16 protein-coding genes are annotated in these 17,073 nt (G+C 75.2%); 4 read left to right on the forward strand and 12 right to left on the reverse strand.

Going from position 1 to position 17,073, the window contains the following annotated elements; translation table 11 throughout:
- Positions 1-116 precede the first annotated feature (116 nt).
- The 3 genes from OKX07_RS09285 to OKX07_RS09295 form a co-directional block, all read right to left on the reverse strand.
- Positions 117-1,373: a ribonuclease D gene (locus OKX07_RS09285; RefSeq protein WP_265631579.1), complete on the reverse strand. Its 1,257-nt coding sequence runs from the start codon at positions 1,371-1,373 to the stop codon at positions 117-119.
- A gap of 157 nt (positions 1,374-1,530) precedes the next feature.
- Positions 1,531-2,070, reverse strand: coding sequence for a helix-turn-helix transcriptional regulator (locus OKX07_RS09290; protein WP_265631580.1), 540 nt, complete (start codon positions 2,068-2,070; stop codon positions 1,531-1,533).
- A gap of 55 nt (positions 2,071-2,125) precedes the next feature.
- Positions 2,126-2,707, reverse strand: coding sequence for a DUF3000 domain-containing protein (locus OKX07_RS09295; protein ID WP_265631582.1), 582 nt, complete (start codon positions 2,705-2,707; stop codon positions 2,126-2,128).
- A 177-nt stretch (positions 2,708-2,884) separates the two neighbouring features.
- On the opposite strand from OKX07_RS09295, the gene gndA reads away from it, so the two are divergent.
- The 3 genes from gndA to OKX07_RS09310 are packed head-to-tail and all read left to right on the forward strand — an operon-like array spanning position 2,885 to position 6,326.
- Positions 2,885-4,339, forward strand: a complete 1,455-nt coding sequence (gndA, locus tag OKX07_RS09300; RefSeq protein WP_265631872.1) for an NADP-dependent phosphogluconate dehydrogenase — start codon at positions 2,885-2,887, stop codon at positions 4,337-4,339.
- The gene (locus tag OKX07_RS09305; protein WP_265631583.1) at positions 4,336-5,592 is read left to right on the forward strand and encodes a carboxylate--amine ligase; all 1,257 of its coding nucleotides are present in this window, start codon (positions 4,336-4,338) and stop codon (positions 5,590-5,592) included. The genes gndA and OKX07_RS09305 overlap by 4 nt, the downstream gene beginning before the upstream one ends.
- Entirely contained in the window at positions 5,589-6,326 is a 738-nt protein-coding gene (locus OKX07_RS09310; RefSeq protein ID WP_265631584.1) for an aspartate/glutamate racemase family protein, read from the forward strand. Before OKX07_RS09305 ends, OKX07_RS09310 begins: the two co-directional genes overlap by 4 nt.
- 17 nt (positions 6,327-6,343) lie before the next feature.
- Here the strand turns inward: OKX07_RS09310 and OKX07_RS09315 are convergent, their stop codons facing one another.
- Genes OKX07_RS09315 through OKX07_RS09350 form a run of 8 tightly spaced genes read right to left on the reverse strand, consistent with a single transcriptional unit; the run spans position 6,344 to position 13,816 of the window.
- Positions 6,344-6,829, reverse strand: a complete 486-nt coding sequence (locus OKX07_RS09315; protein ID WP_265631586.1) for a hypothetical protein — start codon at positions 6,827-6,829, stop codon at positions 6,344-6,346.
- A complete protein-coding gene (locus tag OKX07_RS09320) occupies positions 6,826-7,629 on the reverse strand; it encodes a dihydrofolate reductase family protein (protein ID WP_265631587.1) in 804 nt (267 codons plus the stop codon). The genes OKX07_RS09315 and OKX07_RS09320 overlap by 4 nt, the downstream gene beginning before the upstream one ends.
- Positions 7,630-7,638: 9 nt before the next feature.
- The gene (gene cobA / locus OKX07_RS09325; protein WP_265631589.1) at positions 7,639-8,871 is read right to left on the reverse strand and encodes a uroporphyrinogen-III C-methyltransferase; all 1,233 of its coding nucleotides are present in this window, start codon (positions 8,869-8,871) and stop codon (positions 7,639-7,641) included.
- Complete coding sequence (locus OKX07_RS09330) at positions 8,868-10,331, reverse strand: sulfate adenylyltransferase subunit 1 (RefSeq protein ID WP_265631591.1); 1,464 nt, start codon at positions 10,329-10,331, stop codon at positions 8,868-8,870. The genes cobA and OKX07_RS09330 overlap by 4 nt, the downstream gene beginning before the upstream one ends.
- Positions 10,331-11,275 (reverse strand): sulfate adenylyltransferase subunit CysD, encoded by a 945-nt coding sequence (cysD, locus tag OKX07_RS09335; RefSeq protein WP_265631593.1) that lies wholly within the window; start codon positions 11,273-11,275, stop codon positions 10,331-10,333. Before cysD ends, OKX07_RS09330 begins: the two co-directional genes overlap by 1 nt.
- On the reverse strand, positions 11,272-11,991 hold the full coding sequence (locus tag OKX07_RS09340) for a phosphoadenylyl-sulfate reductase (RefSeq protein WP_265631595.1): 720 nt from the start codon (positions 11,989-11,991) through the stop codon (positions 11,272-11,274). Before OKX07_RS09340 ends, cysD begins: the two co-directional genes overlap by 4 nt.
- Positions 11,988-12,149, reverse strand: coding sequence for a hypothetical protein (locus tag OKX07_RS09345; protein ID WP_265631597.1), 162 nt, complete (start codon positions 12,147-12,149; stop codon positions 11,988-11,990). The genes OKX07_RS09340 and OKX07_RS09345 overlap by 4 nt, the downstream gene beginning before the upstream one ends.
- Complete coding sequence (locus OKX07_RS09350) at positions 12,146-13,816, reverse strand: nitrite/sulfite reductase (RefSeq protein ID WP_265631598.1); 1,671 nt, start codon at positions 13,814-13,816, stop codon at positions 12,146-12,148. The genes OKX07_RS09345 and OKX07_RS09350 overlap by 4 nt, the downstream gene beginning before the upstream one ends.
- Before the next feature lie 353 nt (positions 13,817-14,169).
- Between OKX07_RS09350 and zapE the strand changes: the two genes are divergently transcribed.
- Positions 14,170-15,252, forward strand: coding sequence for a cell division protein ZapE (gene zapE, locus OKX07_RS09355; protein WP_416220853.1), 1,083 nt, complete (start codon positions 14,170-14,172; stop codon positions 15,250-15,252).
- 20 nt (positions 15,253-15,272) lie between these two features.
- Here the strand turns inward: zapE and treZ are convergent, their stop codons facing one another.
- Positions 15,273-17,066, reverse strand: coding sequence for a malto-oligosyltrehalose trehalohydrolase (gene treZ / locus OKX07_RS09360; RefSeq protein WP_265631874.1), 1,794 nt, complete (start codon positions 17,064-17,066; stop codon positions 15,273-15,275).
- Between the last annotated feature and the right edge of the window lie 7 nt (positions 17,067-17,073).

Below are 17,073 nucleotides of genomic sequence, written 5' to 3' on the forward strand. Positions count from 1 at the left end.
GGACGGCGGTGTCCGGGGGAGCGCGCGGCTGCGAATGAGGACCATCGTCCCTGGACGCGCGAAGTTACTCAAGAGTAACAGCGGGGGAGGTGCCGTTCCCGGTCACCCCGGGCACGTCAGTCGGCCGCGAGCGCCGTCGCCAGACCGTCCGCAAGCAGCTCGACCTGCCACGCGCGGGCACCACCGGCCGTCAGCGTCGCGGCCACCGCTGCCGCGTCGAGCGGGCGCGGCGGCGACCAGCACAGCCGGCGCAGCAGGTCGGGCTGCAGCAGGTTCTCCACCGGCACCGTGTGCGCCACCGACAGTCCCAGGACGAGCTCTCGCGCCGCCGCCAGCCGCCGGGCGGCCTCGGGGTCGCGGTCCGGCCAGACGCGCGGCGGCGGCGGGCCGTCGCTCGCGGGCCCCCGCGTCGCCGGCAGCTCGGACTCCGGCAGGGCCATCGCCCGGTCGATCGCCGACTGCCACAGCGCCGCGCGCCGTCGGGTGCCCTTGCCGGCGAACGACGGGAGGGCGACGAGCTGCCCCACCGTGCGCGGCAGCGCCTGCGCCGCCGCGACGATCGCCGTGTCCGGCAGGACGCGCCCGGGGGAGATGTCGCGCTCGCGGGCGTTGCGGTCGCGCGTCGCGTACAGCTCACGCACCACCGCCAGGCGACGCGCGTCGCGCACGTTGTGCAGGCCCGACACGCGGCGCCACGGCTCGGCGCGGGGGGCCGGCGGCGGCGCGGTCCGCACGGCCTCGAACTCCTGGCGCGCCCACTCCGCCTTGCCCGACACGGCCAGCCGCTCGGCCAGCACCTGGCGCACCTCGACGAGGACCTCGACGTCCAGCGCGGCGTACCGCAACCACTCCGGGGGCAACGGTCGCGTCGACCAGTCCACCGCCGAGTGCTCCTTCGCGAGCCCCAGACCGAGGGTGTCGGCGACGACCGCGGCGAGCCCGACGCGCTCCATGCCCAGCAGCCGCGCCGCGAGCTCGGTGTCGAACACCCGTGAGGGGCGCATGCCCTGCTCGGCGAGCCCCGGCAGGTCCTGCGACGCCGCGTGCAGCACCCACTCGACGCCGACGAGCGCGTCGGACAGCTCCGCGAGGTCCGGCAGCATGATCGGGTCGATGAGCGCCGTGCCGGCGTCCTCGCGGCGCAGCTGCACGAGGTAGGTGCGCTGGCCGTACCGGTACCCCGACGCGCGCTCGGCGTCGACGGCGACGGGCCCGGTCCCTGCGGCGAACGCCGCGATCGTCGCGGCCAGCGCCTCGGGGGTCGCGACCACCGGCGGGACGCCGTCGGCGGGCTCCAGCAGCGGGACGACGGCAGGGGCCTCCTCCGGGCGCTCGTCCGCGCCCGGGGTGCCCTGCGACGCCTCGGCCTCCATGACGACAACCGTAGGCGACGTGGACCACCCGTCCGTGCAGCCGGGGCTCGCGTCGCGCGTCGTCATCCCACGTGAGGGGGTGACGGGCGTCACCCGTGGTCCCCCAGGTGCGTGCGACGTCCGCTGCGGCAGCGGACGGGGTCCTGCGGTGCGCGGGTCAGTCGATGAACCCGTTGCGGATCGAGATCGCGACCAGCTCGGCCCGGTCGCCCGTGCCGAGCTTGCGCGAGATGCGGGCCAGGTGGCTCTTGACGGTCAGCGCGGACAGGCCGAGCTCCTCGCCGATGAGGCGGTTGGTCCGACCCGCGGCCACGCGGGACAGCACGCTGAGCTCCCGCGCGCTGAGCTCGGCGGTCGGGGCCACGGGCGTGGGCGCGGGGCGCGGCGTCGAGGCGGCGGAGTCCGTCGTGCTGGCGACGCCGCCACGCAGACCACCGGCGAGCAGCGTGCGCAGCTCCTCGCGGCCGGCCCGGCGGGCGAGCACGACGACGCGGTGGGCACCGCGGCGGCGCAGCGCCCGCACGAGGGTGTCGCCCTCGCCCTCGGCGATCTGGGTGACAACGACGCACATCGGGTGCCGCGCGGTCGTGGCGGGGGGCACCCGCCGTGACGTGGGCAGGCTCGTGACGCCCGGCACCCGCCGTGACGGGATGTCACGGACGTCACGGACGTCGCGTCGCAGAGGCTCGATGGTCACGTCCGGTGCATCGGCAGCGACGGCGTCGTACTTGAGCCGGGGCACGGGCGACCCGTCAGCGGCGGGGGAGCGGGACGACGCCCTCGGGCAGGGGTGGCAGCCCGGCGGCCGTGCACAGGAGCGTCGACCAGGCCGCGAGGTGCGGGCCGAGCTGCTCGTCCCACGCCGTCCACGACGCGCGGATCTCGAGCTCGGTCTGCTCCTCACGGCGGTCGAGCGCCCCGAAGCTCTGCGACAGCACGCGCGTCACGGTGCCGCCGGCGGCGTGCGGGTCGACCCCGGCCGACGCGAGGGCGTCGTGGAACCACGACCAGGCGACCTCGGCCAGCATCGGGTCCGCGCCGACCTCGGCCTCGAGGGTGGCCCGCACCAGCGTCACGAGGCGGAACGAGCCCTCCCACGCCTCCTGGCCCTCGGGGTCGTACAGGATGACGAACCGTCCCGACGCCAGGTCCTCGGCGGCGACCGAGCGCCGCGCGGTGCGGATCTCGGCCGTCAGGGCGGCCGTGAACGGCGCGATGCGCGCGGGACCGGGCACCTCGTCGAGCACGACCTCGGGGCGCACGGCCACGCCGCGCAGCGAGCGCAGGGCACGGACGAACTCAGCGGGCACGTCCTCGGGTCCGGCAGGGGTCACGCGGCGAGCGTACGGGCGGGCCGTGCGTCTCGGTCTCCGGCACGCCGAGGGCCGCGAGGTGTCACGCGGACTAGGCTCGAAGACGCACCCGCACGCGTCGCGCGCGCCGGTGCCGGCCGCGCCGCGGCCCGGCACCACCGGCGTCGCGTGCCCCCTCGTCCCAAGGAGCGCTCTGTGATGTCTGTCCCGTCGTCGGCCGTCGGCACCGCCCAGATCGGCGTCACCGGGTTGGCCGTGATGGGCCGCAACCTGGCCCGCAACTTCGCCCGGCACGGGTACACCGTCGCGGTCCACAACCGCACCTTCGCGCGGACGCAGTCGCTGGTCACCGAGCACGGCACCGACGGCACGTTCGTGCCCTCGGAGTCGCTCGAGGACTTCGTCGCGTCGCTCGCGCGTCCCCGCAAGGTCGTGGTCATGGTCCAGGCAGGCGGGCCGACGGACGCCGTCATCGACGCGCTGGTGCCGCTGCTCGAGGCCGGCGACATCGTCGTCGACGCGGGCAACGCGCACTTCCCGGACACGATCCGCCGCGAGGCGGCGCTGCGGGCCCAGGGCCTGCACTTCGTCGGCACGGGCGTGTCCGGCGGCGAGGAGGGCGCGCTCAACGGCCCCTCGATCATGCCGGGCGGCACCGCGGAGTCCTACGAGTCGCTCGGCCCGATCCTCGAGGCGATCTCCGCCAAGGTCGACGGCGTGCCGTGCTGCACGCACGTCGGCCCCGACGGCGCCGGCCACTTCGTCAAGATGGTGCACAACGGCATCGAGTACGCCGACATGCAGCTCATCGCCGAGGCGTACGACCTGCTGCGCCAGGGGCTGGGTGCCTCGGCGCCGGAGATCGGCGAGGTCTTCGCCGCGTGGAACACCGGTGACCTCGAGTCGTACCTCATCGAGGTCACCGCCGAGGTCCTCGCGCACACCGACGCCGCGACGGGCAGCCCGTTCGTGGACGTGGTCGCCGACGCCGCCGAGCAGAAGGGCACCGGTCGCTGGACCGTGCAGAACGCGCTGGACCTGGGGGTGCCGATCACGGGCATCGCCGAGGCGACGTTCGCGCGCGCGCTGTCGGGCTCGGCGCCGCAGCGCGCCGCGGCCCGGGGCGTCCTGCCGGCCGACACGCTCGAGTGGAACGTGCCGGACCCCGGTGCGTTCATCGAGGACGTGCGCCTCGCGCTGTACGCCTCCAAGCTCGTCGCGTACTCGCAAGGCTTCGACCAGATCGCCGCGGCGTCCGCGCAGTTCGGCTGGGACATCGACCGGGCGGCCATGGCGCGCATCTGGCGCGGCGGCTGCATCATCCGCGCCAAGTTCCTCGACCGGATCACGCAGGCGTACGAGCGCGACGCGGCGCTGCCGCTGCTCATCGCGGACCCGTACTTCACGTCCGCCGTCTCGACCGGGGTCGCGGCCTGGCGCCGGGTCGTCTCGGCCGCGGCGACGCACGGCGTGCCGACGCCCGCGTTCTCCTCCTCGCTCGCGTACTACGACGGCGTCCGCGCCGAGCGCCTGCCCGCGAACCTCATCCAGGCGCAGCGCGACTTCTTCGGTGCGCACACGTACCGCCGGACGGACCGCGAGGGCACGTTCCACACGGACTGGTCCGCGGACCGCTCCGAGCTCGCGCAGTGACGCGCCGCACAGGCGCGCAGGTCCCCGTCGCGCGGCTGCAGCCCGTCGTCCTCGGCGGGGACGTCGGTGCGTACTCGCTCGCGCGGACGTTCCACGAGGCGTACGGCGTGCGCTCGGTCGTGGTCTCGTCGGTCTCGACCGGCCTGGTGCGGCACTCGCGCATCCTCGAGAACGTCGTCGAGCCGGGCATCGACGACGGTCCGACCGTGGTGCGCCGGCTGCGCGCCATCGCGGAGCAGCACCCGGGCACGCACCGGGTGCTGCTCGGCAGCGCCGACTGGCTCGTGCGCACGATCGTCGAGAACCGCGCGGAGCTCGAGGACCTCTACACGATCCCGTACGTCGACGTCGCGACCCTCGACAAGGTGACCGACAAGGTGCTGTTCGGCGAGCTGTGCGTCGAGCTCGGCATCGACCACCCGGCCACGGTCGTGCACGACGTCCAGGCCGGTGGCACGCCCGACACGTCGGCGCTGCGCTTCCCCGTGATCGCCAAGGCCGCCGACACCGCGGCGTACCACCTGGTCGAGTTCCCGGGGAAGAAGAAGGTCTTCACGGTCGCCACGCCCGACGAGCTCGACGACCTGCTCGCGCGCGTGCAGGCGTCCGGCTACGCGGGGCGGTTCGTCGTGCAGGACCTCATCCCGGGCGACGACTCCGGCATGCGCATCCTCACGTGCTACAGCGACACCGACGGCACGGTCCGCTTCTCCGGGTTCGGGCACGTGCTGCTCGAGGAGCACACGCCGGGCGCCCTGGGCAACCCGGCCGGGATCGTCACGGGGCACGACGAGCAGATCGTGGCGCAGGCGGTCCGGCTGCTGGAGCACCTGGGGTGGACCGGCTACGCCAACTTCGACCTGAAGTTCGACCCCCGCGACGGGCGCACGGTGTTCTTCGAGCTCAACCCGCGCCTCGGCAGGTCGAACTTCTACCTCACCGCGGGTGGCCGCAACACGGCCGAGCTGTACGTCCGCGAGCACGTGCAGGGTCTCGCGCCGCTGCCGCACGGCGCGGCCGACCACCTCACCGAGCCGCACCTGTACACCGTGCTGCCGCGGTGGCTGCTGCGCCGGTACGTCGCCGACCCCGCGCTGCGCGCCCGCACCCGCGCGCTGGGCCGCGCCGGCCGCGCGACGAACCCGCTGTGGTACCGCGCCGAGACGGACCCGCGGCGCCTGGCGTACCTGGCCGTCGCGCAGGCCAACCAGGTGCGCAAGTACCGGCGGCACTACCCCGGAGGCGACGGGTGACGCAGGGTCCGGCCGCCGGGGCAGCGCCCGACCGGGTCGAGGTCGGGGTCATCGGCGGTGTCGGCCCGGCGGCCACGGTCTGCTTCCTCGACCTCGTCCTGCGGCACACCGCGGCGGAGCGCGACCAGGACCACGTCGACCTGGTCGTGCTGCAGCACGCCACGATCCCCGACCGCACGGCCTACATCCTCGGGCGCTCGGACGCGGACCCCGGCCCCGTGATGGCGGCGGACGCCCGCCGCCTCGAGCGGCTCGGCGTCGGCTTCGTCGTCGTGCCGTGCAACACCGCGCACCACTTCACCGACGAGGTCGCGGCAGCCGTCGCCGTGCCGGTGCTGAGCATCGTGGACGAGACGGCGGACGAGGTCGCGGCCCGCCCGGGGGCCTCCCGGGTGGGCGTGCTCGCGACGAGCGGCACCCTCGCGGCGCACGTCTACCAGCGGGCGTTCGCCGCGCGCGGCCTTCAGACCGTGGTGCCGGACGACGCCGACCAGGACGTCGTCATGGGCATCATCTACGACCAGGTGAAGGCGGGACGGCCCGCCGACGTCGCCGCGCTGCACGCCGTGGCCGACCGGCTGCGGGCGCGGGGAGCCGACGTCGTGGTGCTCGGCTGCACGGAGCTGTCCGTCGTCGCGGCGGCGCACGACCTGCTGGCCGACGACCGGTACGTCGACTCGCTCGACGTGCTCGCGCGCCGCACCGTCGAGCGCGCGGGGTACCCGCTGCGCTGAGGTACCGGTCGGCCGGCTCAGCCGAGCTCGCTGGTCCCCGAGTACAGGTGCAGCACCGGGACCTGCAGCTCCTCGCGCGCACGGGACGCCCAGTCGGTGTGGAACGTGTCCGCGACCATGTGCGGGTAGGTCACCACGACGACCTCGCGCACACCGCCGCCGGCGACCGCGCCGTGCAGCGCGGGCAGCGGGTCGTCCTCGGTGACGACGCCCGTCGCGTCGCGGCCCACCGCGGCGAACGCGGCGACGCTGCCGGAGATCTGCTCGGCCGCGGTCCGGCGCGCCTGCGTGCGGCTCGGCTCGTGGCCGGTGGCCCGGTCCCAGGCCTCGCGCAGCTCTCCCATGCTCAGCGCGTCGACGATCCACGGGATCAGCGGGCGGTCGGTGTCGGCGGGCACGAGCACCTGGTAGGCCAGCGACTCGTCGGGGTGCAGCCCCACGATGTGCTGGACGTCGGACTCGGCCAGGGTGTCCTCGGTGAGGACGAGGATGGTGTCGGTCACGTCCCCGAGCCTACGGGTGCGCGGCCGACGGGTGCGCGCAGGTCCCAGCAGGCCAGCAGCGTGTCGTCGGACGCGTGCAGGAGGTGGCGCAGGCGTGCGGCGCGCGGGGGAGCGAGGCCCGCGGCGCTCGTCACGGGACGCGGTGCGTCGCCGGCGAGCAGCACCGGGCCGGTCGTCAGGAACAGCTCGTCGACGACGCCGGCGGCCAGCAGGTCGGCCAGCAGGTGGGGGCCGCCCTCGGCGAGCACGTGGCGCAGGCCACGCGCGGCCAGTGCGGCGACGGCCGCGCCCAGGTCGGGGGAGTCCGGGTCGTCGGTCCCCGGCACGACGACGAGGCGCTCGGGGCCGACCGCGTCCCGGGCCCGGTCCGCGCCCGCGGCCCCGGTGACCACGAGCGGCGGCCGCGCACCGGTGAGCAGGTCGGCCGGGACGTCGCCGCGCCGCGTGACGACCGCCAGCTCGATCCGCGGGTCCAGGCCCGCCGCCGCGCGCGCGTCGCGCAGGTGCGGTGCGACGGGGAGCTCGCGGTAGCCCTCGGCCCGCACGGTGCCGGCGCCGACGAGCACGACGTCGGCCAGCGCGCGCAGCACCGCGAACACGCGACGGTCGGCCGCGGTGCCGAGGGACCCGGACCGGCCGTCCCCGCCCGTCGCGGCGCCGTCGATGCTCGCGACCATGTTCGCCCGCACGTGCGGTCCGGTGCGCTCGCGCTGCAGCAGCGCGACCAGGTCGGCCTCACCCGGGCGCTCGGGGAGCCGACGGCCGGGGCCGGGGACCAGGAGGTCGAGGTCGGCGTCCACGGGCCCAGGCTAGGGCGCGTCGGGCGCGCGGGTCGCGGCGACCCGGTGGTCACCCAGCGTCGCCGCGAGCGACGCGACGTGCCCCACGACGATCACGGCCGGGTTGCGCACGCCGACCTCGCGGGCACGGGCCGCGATGTCCGCGACCGAGCCGACCGTCGTGCGCTGCGTCGTCAGGGTGCCGTCCTCGACGACCGCGACGGGCGTGGCCGGGTCGAGCCCGTGGGACGCCAGCAGGTCCATGTGCTCGCCCAGCCGGCCGACGCCCATGAGCAGGACGAGGGTGCCCCGCAGGCGGGCCAGCGTCTCCCAGTCGGTGTCCGCGTCGTGGGCCGACACGATCGTCACCTGGCGGGCGACGTCCCGGTGGGTGACCGGGATCCCGGCGGCGCCCGGCACGCCGATCGCGCTGGTGACGCCGGGTACGACGTCGACGGCGACGCCCGCCGCGAGGCACGCGGCGAGCTCCTCCCCGCCGCGGCCCAGCACGAACGGGTCCCCGCCCTTGAGGCGGACGACCCGCTGGCCCGCGCGGGCGCGCTCGACCAGCAGACGGTTGATCTCGGTCTGCGTCAGGGTGTGCGCGTGCGGCGCCTTGCCGGCCTCGACGACCTCGACGTCGTCCTCGAGCTCGTCCAGCAGCGCGCGCGGCGCGAGACGGTCCACGACGACGACGTCCGCCTCGGCGAGAGCACGCCGCCCACGGGTCGTGATGAGGCCCGGGTCGCCGGGCCCGCCGCCCACGAGCGTGACGTGCCCCGGGCCGGGCCGGTGCCGGCGCAGCGGCAGCGCGCCGGTGTCGAGCTGCACCTGGATCGCCGCGCGCAGGGCGACGGCCCGGCGGGGGTCGCCGCCCGCGCTGACGGCCACCGTGACATCGCCCGCGCGGGCGACGGCGGGGGTCCAGGCCGTCGAGGCGGACGCGTCGTCGGCCCGCACGCACCACGTGCGCGCGGCGTCGGCGTCGGCCGCGACCGCGTCGTCGGTGCGCCGCTCACCGGTCGCGGTGTGCACCAGCCACGCGCCGTCGAGGTCGCCCGTCGCGTACTCCCGCGCGTCCCACGTGACGGCGCCGGACGCGGCGAGGTCTGCGAGGTCCTCGCACAGCGCCGGCGCGACGACGTGCACGGTCGCGCCGTCGGCGAGGAGCCCGTGCGCGCGGCGCGCGGCGACGGGACCACCACCCACCACGACGACCCGGCGGCCCGTCAGGTCGAGCAGCAGCGGGTGACGGGGACTCATATCCCCGCCCCGGCGAGCCAGTCGTCGTCGCGCTCGTCGGCGCGCACCGGCACCAGGCGGTCCAGCAGCGTCGGACCGATCAGGCCGGCGGCCAGCGTGCTGCCGTCGGCCGGGTCGACCACGAGGAACCCGCCCGTGCGGCGGTGCGTCGCGTAGTCGTCGAGCACGACGGGCTCGGCCAGGCGCAGCCGCACCCGACCGATCGCGTTGAGCCCGAGGGAGCGCGGCGCCGCCTCGGTGGACGTGTCCGTCGCGTCGATCGTGTGCAGCGTGTCGACCGGGTCCCACTGCTCGACGGTCAGGGTGTCGACGTCCAGGCGGGCGTCGACCTCGCGGAGCAGCCCGCGGACCGTCCGCGTCCCGACGCGCACCAGCACGCGGGCGCCCGGCACCGAGCGGCGCTCGGTCAGCCAGCAGACCGTCCCGACGAGGTCCTGCCCCGTCGCGACCTGCTCGGCGGCCGGCACCAGGACGTCGCCCCGCGCCACGTCGAGGTCGTCGGCGAGCCGCACGGTCACCGACCGCGGCGCGTCGGCCGCGTCGAGCGGACCGTCGAACGTGTCCAGGCCCACGACGCGGCTCGTCCGGCCGGACGGCAGCACGCGCAGCTCGTCGCCCACGCGCACCACGCCCGAGGCGACCTTGCCCGCGTACCCGCGGTAGTCGGGGTGCTCGGGCGTGCGCGGACGGATGACGTACTGCACGGGCAGGCGCAGCGGCTCGGTCGACGCGTCGCGCGCCACCGGCACGCTCTCGAGCAGCTCGAGCAGGGTCGGGCCGTCGTACCAGGGGGTGCGCACGGAGCGGTCCACGACGTTGTCGCCGTCGAGCGCCGACAGCGGCACGGCGTGCACGGCCGGCAGGCCCAGCACCCGGGCGTAGTCGGCGAACTGCGCCGAGATCGACCGGAAGGTCGCCTCGTCGAACCCGATCAGGTCCATCTTGTTGACGGCCAGGACGACGTGCGGCACACCCAGCAGCGCGGTGAGCGCGGCGTGCCGCCGGGTCTGCTCGAGGACTCCCTTGCGCGCGTCGACCAGCACGATCGCGAGCTCCGCGGTCGACGCGCCGGTGACCATGTTGCGCGTGTACTGCACGTGCCCGGGGGTGTCGGCCAGCACGAACGCGCGGCGCGCGGTGGAGAAGTACCGGTACGCGACGTCGATCGTGATGCCCTGCTCGCGCTCGGCGCGCAGGCCGTCGGTGAGCAGCGCCAGGTCGACGGCGCCGCCCTCGCCGCCGCGCGCGGCGGTCGCGCGCTCGACGGCGGAGAGCTGGTCGGCGAGGACCGACTTCGTGTCGTAGAGCAGCCGGCCGATGAGCGTGCTCTTGCCGTCGTCGACGGACCCCGCGGTCGCCAGGCGCAGCAGGTCGCGCTGCGCGTGGTCGTCGGCCCCGGCGGCGGCGCCGTCGAGCGACGGTGCGGGCCGGGTGAGGCCGGCGGTGGCGTGCGTGCCCATCAGAAGTACCCCTCGCGCTTGCGATCCTCCATGGCGGCCTCGGAGGCCCGGTCGTCGGCGCGGGTCGCACCACGCTCGGTGAGCCGGCTGGCGGCCACCTCGGCGATGACGTCCGCGACGTCGGCGGCCGTCGAGTCGACGGCCCCCGTGCAGCTCATGTCGCCGACCGTCCGGTAGCGCACGTGCCGACGCTCGACCGTCTCGTCGGCGCGCGGCCCGCCCCAGGTGCCGGCCGTGAGCCACATGCCGTCGCGGGCGAACACGTCCCGATCGTGCGTGAAGTAGATGTCCGGCAGCTCGATGCCCTCGCGCTCGATGTACCGCCACACGTCGAGCTCGGTCCAGTTCGACAGCGGGAAGACGCGGACGTGCTCACCGGGCTTGTGGCGGCCGTTGTACAGGTCCCACAGCTCGGGTCGCTGCCGGCGCGGGTCCCACTGCCCGAACTCGTCGCGCAGCGAGAACATCCGCTCCTTGGCCCGCGCCTTCTCCTCGTCGCGGCGTCCGCCGCCGAACACCGCGTCGAACCGGTGCGCCGTGATGCCGTCGAGCAGCGGCACGGTCTGCAGCGGGTTGCGGGAGCCGCCGGGGCGCTCGACGACGCGCCCGTCGTCGATCGCGTCCTGCACGCTGGCCACGACGAGCCGCAGGCCCAGGTCCGCGACCGTGCGGTCGCGGTACGCGATGACCTCGGGGAAGTTGTGCCCCGTGTCCACGTGCATGACCGGGAACGGCACGGGCGCCGGCCAGAACGCCTTGCGCGCCAGGTGCAGCATCACGATCGAGTCCTTGCCGCCGGAGAACAGCAGCACGGGACGCTCGAACTCGCCGGCGACCTCGCGCATCACGTGGATGCCCTCGGACTCGAGCGCGTCGAGCTGGGTGAGCCGTCCCGCGGCGCCGGGGTCGGCGGTCGTGGTGTCGGTGGGGAACGTCGTCGTCATGTGTGCAGCCCGCATTCCGTCTTGTTCGTGCCTGCCCAGCGCCCTGCTCGGGCGTCCTCGCCCGGTGCCACCGCCCGCGTGCACGGCGCGCAGCCGATCGACGCGTACCCGAGCTCGCGCAGCGGGTTGAGCACCACGTGGTGCGCGGTGACGTACGCGTCGACGTCGTCCTGGGTCCAGGTGGCCAGGGGGTTGAGCTTGACCTTGGACCGCTTGGCGTCCCACTGGACGACCGCGATGTCCGTGCGCGTCGGGGCGTCCTCGCGGCGCATGCCCGTGACCCACGCCGTGTACGGCGCGAGCCCCCGCTCGAGCGGCTCGACCTTGCGCAGCGCGCAGCACAGGTTCGGGTCGCGGTCGTGCAGCCGGGGGCCGTGCTCGGCGTCCTGCTCGGCGACGGTGCGCAGCGGCAGGACCGTCCGCAGCCGCACGTCGCTGAAGTCGGCGTAGTAGTCGCGCGTCCCGATGGTCTCGGCGAAGTGGTACCCGGTGTCGAGGAAGATCACGTCGATGCCGGGTGCCGCGCGTGCGGCGACGTCGACCAGCACCTCGTCGCCCATCGACGACGCGAGCACCAGGTCGTCACCGAAGACGTCGCGCGCCCAGCGCAGCACGTCGGACGGGTGCGCGCCCTCGAGGTCGCGGCCGGCCTGCTCGGCCAGCGCGCGCAGCTCGTCGGGGGACAGGTCGGTCACGGGGCGGGTCGCGGTGCTCATCGCGCACCCACCAGGCCGATGAAGCGCAGCGCGAACGCGCGGGTGCACGAGCGGCACTCCCACTGGCCGTGCGTCTCGCCCGCGGGCCACAGGTCCTCGCTCGCGCAGAAGGGGCAGTAGTACGGCACGGCACGCTGGGCGGGGTCCGTGGCGGTCATCGCAGGTCCTCCTCGGCGGCGCGCAGCGCCCACTGGGCGAACAGCTCGCCCTCGGCGCGCTGCTCGTCGAACCGGGTGACGACCCGCTCGACGTAGTCCGGCAGGTCGGACGACGGCACGCGCAGCCCGCGCAGCGTCTTGCCGAGCCCGCTGGTCATGCCCAGACCACCGCCGAGGTGCACCTGGTAGCCCTCCTCCTCGCCGGCCAGCACGCCCTTGAGGCCGATGTCGGCGGTCTGGATGCGGGCGCACGAGTTGGGGCAGCCGTTGACGTTGATGGTGATCGGCTGGTCGAAGGTCGGCAGCCGCCGCTCCAGCTCGCCGATGAGCACGGTCGCGCGGCCCTTGGTCTCGACGATCGCGAGCTTGCAGAACTCGATGCCGGTGCACGCCATCGTCCCGCGGCGGAACTGGCTCGCGTGCCGCACCTGCAGCCCCAGGGAGTCCAGGCCGTCGACGAGGGCGTCGACCCGGTCGGCGGCGACGTCGAGGACGACGAGCTTCTGCTCGGTGGTCAGCTGCAGCCGGTCGGAGCCGGCCTCCTCGACGAGGTCGGCCAGGGCCGTGAGCAGCGGGCCGGACACGCGCCCGACTGTCGGCGCGGCGCCTACGTAGAACTGCCCGTCCTTCTGGGGGTGCACGCCGACGTGGTCGCGGTTGCCGGTGGGCGGCGGCGGGGGCTCGGGGCCGTCGGGCAGCGCGTACCCCAGGTACTCGGTCTCGAGGACCTGGCGGAACACGACCGTTCCCCAGTCGGCCAGCAGGAACTTCAGGCGGGCGCGCGTGCGCAGCCGGCGGTAGCCGTAGTCGCGGAAGATCCCGACGACGCCCGCCCACACCTCGGGCACGCGCTCGAGCGTCACGAACGCGCCGAGCCGCTTGCCGAGCATCGGGTTGGTGGACAGCGCGCCACCGACCCACAGGTCGAAGCCGGGGCCGAGCTCGGGGTGCACGACGCCGACGAACGCGACGTCGTTGATCTCGTGGGCGACGTCGTGATGGGGCGACCCGCTGATCGCGGTCTTGAACTTGCGGGGAAGGTTGGAGTACGCGGGGTCGCCGATGTACCGGTCGCGGATGATCTGGATCGCGGGGGTGCCGTCGATGATCTCGTCGGCCGCGACTCCCGCCACCGGGGAGCCGATGATGACGCGCGGCACGTCGCCGCAGGCCTCCTGCGTCGTCAGGCCGACCGACTCCAGCCGGCGCCAGATCTCCGGGACGTCCTCGATGCGGATCCAGTGCAGCTGGATGTTCTGCCGGTCGGTGATGTCGGCGGTGCCGCGCCCGAACTCCTGGGAGATGCCGGCGACGGTGCGCAGCTGCTGCAGCGTCAGCGTGCCGCCGTCGCACCGCACCCGCAGCATGAAGAACTCGTCGTCGAGCTCGTGCGGCTCGAGGGTCGCGGTCTTGCCGCCGTCGATGCCGGGCCGACGCTGCGTGTAGAGCCCCCACCAGCGCATCCGTCCGCGCAGGTCCTCGCCGGGGATGGACGCGAAGCCCTCGTGGGCGTAGATCGTCTCGATGCGCGCGCGGACGTTCAGCCCGTCGTCCTCCTGCTTGAGCTTCTCGTTGGCGTTGAGCGGCTCGCGCTGGTCGAAGGCCCACTGGCCTTCGGGACGTCTGGACGGTTCGACGATCGGGGTGCGGGACGTGGTCTGCGCCATGGGCGCCACCTCCGGGTGCTGGGGGGCGTGCTCACGCGTCCGCGCACGACCTGCGGGTCGTGGGTACCGGGCGCGGACCACGCGCCCGTGGGGGGACGGGGCGGGTCAGCGGTTCCGCGGACAGCAGGCACACGGGACCGCGGCGGCGCGACAGCACCGACACATCCAGCGGTTCCCGGGGAGGCTCACGAGACGAGGGTGGCACGCGCTCGGTCGCACCGGCAGGTGTCGTCCGGATCGCGAGACGGGTGTTCGAGGTGTGGACAGGCGTCCAGGACCCGGGCGGACGTCCGGGTCGGGGCCGCGCGTCCGCCCCGCGCACCGCCCGGTCGTGGGACGTATCGTCGTCCTCCGTGACCCCCGCCGACCCGGCCCGACCGGCCACCGCGACCGCACCCCTGTCGCTGACCGCCCGTCACCCCCGCGTGCCCGCGGCACGCCTGCTGGCCGAGCTCGTGCCGCCCCGCCACTTCGCCCGTGAGTCGTTCGCGACCTACCGGCCCGACCCCGCCCACCCCTCGCAGCAGCGCGCGCTGGACCGCCTGCGCGAGGTCGCGGGCACTCTGGCTGCACCCGCACGCGGCGGCGGCGCCTGGTGGCGGCGCCGTGCCGCGGCGAACGCGCCCGCCGTCTACCTCGACGGCGGCTTCGGCGTCGGCAAGACGCACCTGCTCGCCTCGCTGGCGCACGCGGTCGGCCCGGCGGCGACCGCGTACGGCACCTTCGTCGAGCTCACCCACCTGGTCGGCGCCCTCGGGTTCGCCGCCACCGTCGACGCCCTCGCCGAGCGGCGCCTGCTCTGCATCGACGAGTTCGAGCTGGACGACCCCGGCGACACCGTCATGATGTCGCGCCTGCTGCGCGAGCTGACCGACCGCGGGGTCGCGATCGCGGCCACGTCGAACACCCTGCCCGGCTCGCTCGGCGAGGGCCGGTTCGCCGCCGAGGACTTCCTGCGCGAGATCCAGGCGCTCGCCGCCCGCTTCGAGGTGCTGCGCATCGACGGCGAGGACCACCGGCACCGCACCGTCACGACGCACGCGCCGACCCTCACGGCGGACGCGGTGCGTGCCGTCGTCGTCACCCGCGACGACGCCACGCTGGACGACCTCGACACCCTGCTCGACCACCTCGCGACCGTCCACCCCAGCCGCTACGGCGCGCTGCTCGACGGCATCGACCTCGTCGGTCTGACCGGCGTGCACCAGGTGACGCGGCAGGACGTCGCGCTGCGGCTCGTGGTCCTGATCGACCGGCTCTACGACCGCGACGTCCCCGTCGTGCTGGCCGGTGACCCGGGCGCGTACGGGACGCCTGGCTCCGACGTCTTCACCGCGGAGATGCTCGCGGGCGGCTACCGCAAGAAGTACTACCGGGCGCTGTCGCGGCTCGGCGCGCTCGCGGCGGAGGGGGCCGCGCTCGCGGCCTCCCGCTGATCCCTCCTGGGGCGGCGCGCTCAGGCGAGCACGACGACGCTGCGGGCCGGCAGGTCCACGACCAGCGGGTCGCCGGGGGCGTCCGGGGTGTGCACGGCCCCGCCGTCCCAGGCGGCCACGACCCGCACCGGACCCGCGACCGGCACCGGGACGGCGGCGGGGGAGTGCGCCAGGTTCAGCACGACCCGCGCGTCCCCGCGGTGCAGGACGAGGGACCCCTGCCAGCCGCGGGCGCCGGGCGTGGCCGGTGCCTCGTGCACGTCGAGCGACGTGCGGTGCCGGTCGCCCGACGCGAGGTCCGGCACGGCGCGGCGCAGGGCGATGAGGACGCGGTACCACTCGAAGAGCCGCGCGTGCCCGGCCTCCTCCGCCTGCGCCCAGTCCAGGACGCTCGCCGTGAACGTCGCCGGGTCGCCCGGGTCCGGCACGACCACCGGTCCGCCGTACAGGTCCGTCCAGCCGTGCCCGCCGAACTCCCGGGTCCGGCCCTCACGGATCGAGGTCGCCAGCTCGGGCTCCGGGTGGTCCGTGAAGAACTGCCAGGGCGTCGTCGCGCCCCACTCCTCGCCCATGAACACCAGCGGGCTGAACGGCGAGAGCAGCACGAGCGCCGCCTGGACGGCCAGGCCGCCGGGATCGAGCCGCGCCGCCGGCCGGTCGCCGAGCGCCCGGTTGCCGATCTGGTCGTGGTTCGCACCGAAGACGACGAACCCGTGCCCGTCGACGTCGTCCGGCACGGGCGAGCCCCAGTGCTCGCCGCGGAAGGTGGACATCCCGCCGTCGTGCACGAAGACGCGCTCCAGGGCGGTGCGCAGCACCGCGGGCGACCCGAAGTCGACGTAGTAGCCGTGCCGTTCGCCCGTGACCAGGGAGTGCACGGCGTGGTGCACGTCGTCGGCCCACTGGCCGGTCATGCCCCACCCGCCGTCCTGGGTCGTGGCGAGCGTGACGACGTCGTTGAGGTCGGACTCCGCGACCAGCCCGATCGGCCGGCCCAGCTCGGCCGCCAGCTCGGCGACCTCGTCGGACAGCTGCGCGAGCAGGTGGCGGGGTGAGTCGTCGGCCAGCGCGTGCACGGCGTCGAGCCGGAACGCGTCGACGTGGAAGTCGCGCGCCCAGCGCAGCACGGAGTCGCAGATCCACCGGCGGACGTGCGGCGACCCGGGTCCGTCGAGGTTGATCGCGTCACCCCACGGCGTGTGGTGCGTCCCGGTGAAGTACGGCCCGAGCTCGTGGAGGTAGTTGCCCGACGGCCCCAGGTGGTTGTGCACGACGTCGAGGCACACGGCCAGTCCGAGGCCGTGGGCGGCGTCGACGAACTCCTGCAGCGCCTGCGGGCCGCCGTAGGGCTCGTGCACGGCGTACAGCGCGACGCCGTCGTAGCCCCAGCCGTGCCGGCCGTTGAACGGCGCGACGGGCATCAGCTCGACGACGTCCACGCCGAGCCGGACCAGGTGCTCGAGGCGCTCGGCGGCGGCCCGCAACGTGCCGGCCGGGGTGAACGTGCCGACGTGCAGCTCGTAGGTCACCGCGCCGCGCACGTCCACGCCGCTCCAGCCCGGGTCGGTCCACCCGAACCGGTCGGCGTCGAAGACGCGCGCCGGACCGTGCACGCCGTCGGGCAGCCACGCCGCCCGGGGGTCGGGGCGCGGCGGGCCGCCGTCGAGCGCGAAGGCGTAGTCGGTGCCGTGCGGGAGCGCCACGTCCGCGACCCAGGTGCCGTCCCCCTGCGCACGCAGCGGGGTGCGGGAGCCGTCGGCGGGCAGCAGCAGGTCGACGCGGCTCGCCGCCGGCGCCCACAGGTGCGGGGTCAGCGCCACG

This window comes from Cellulomonas sp. S1-8 (genome assembly GCF_026184235.1).
Taxonomy (GTDB): Bacteria; Actinomycetota; Actinomycetes; order Actinomycetales; family Cellulomonadaceae; genus Cellulomonas.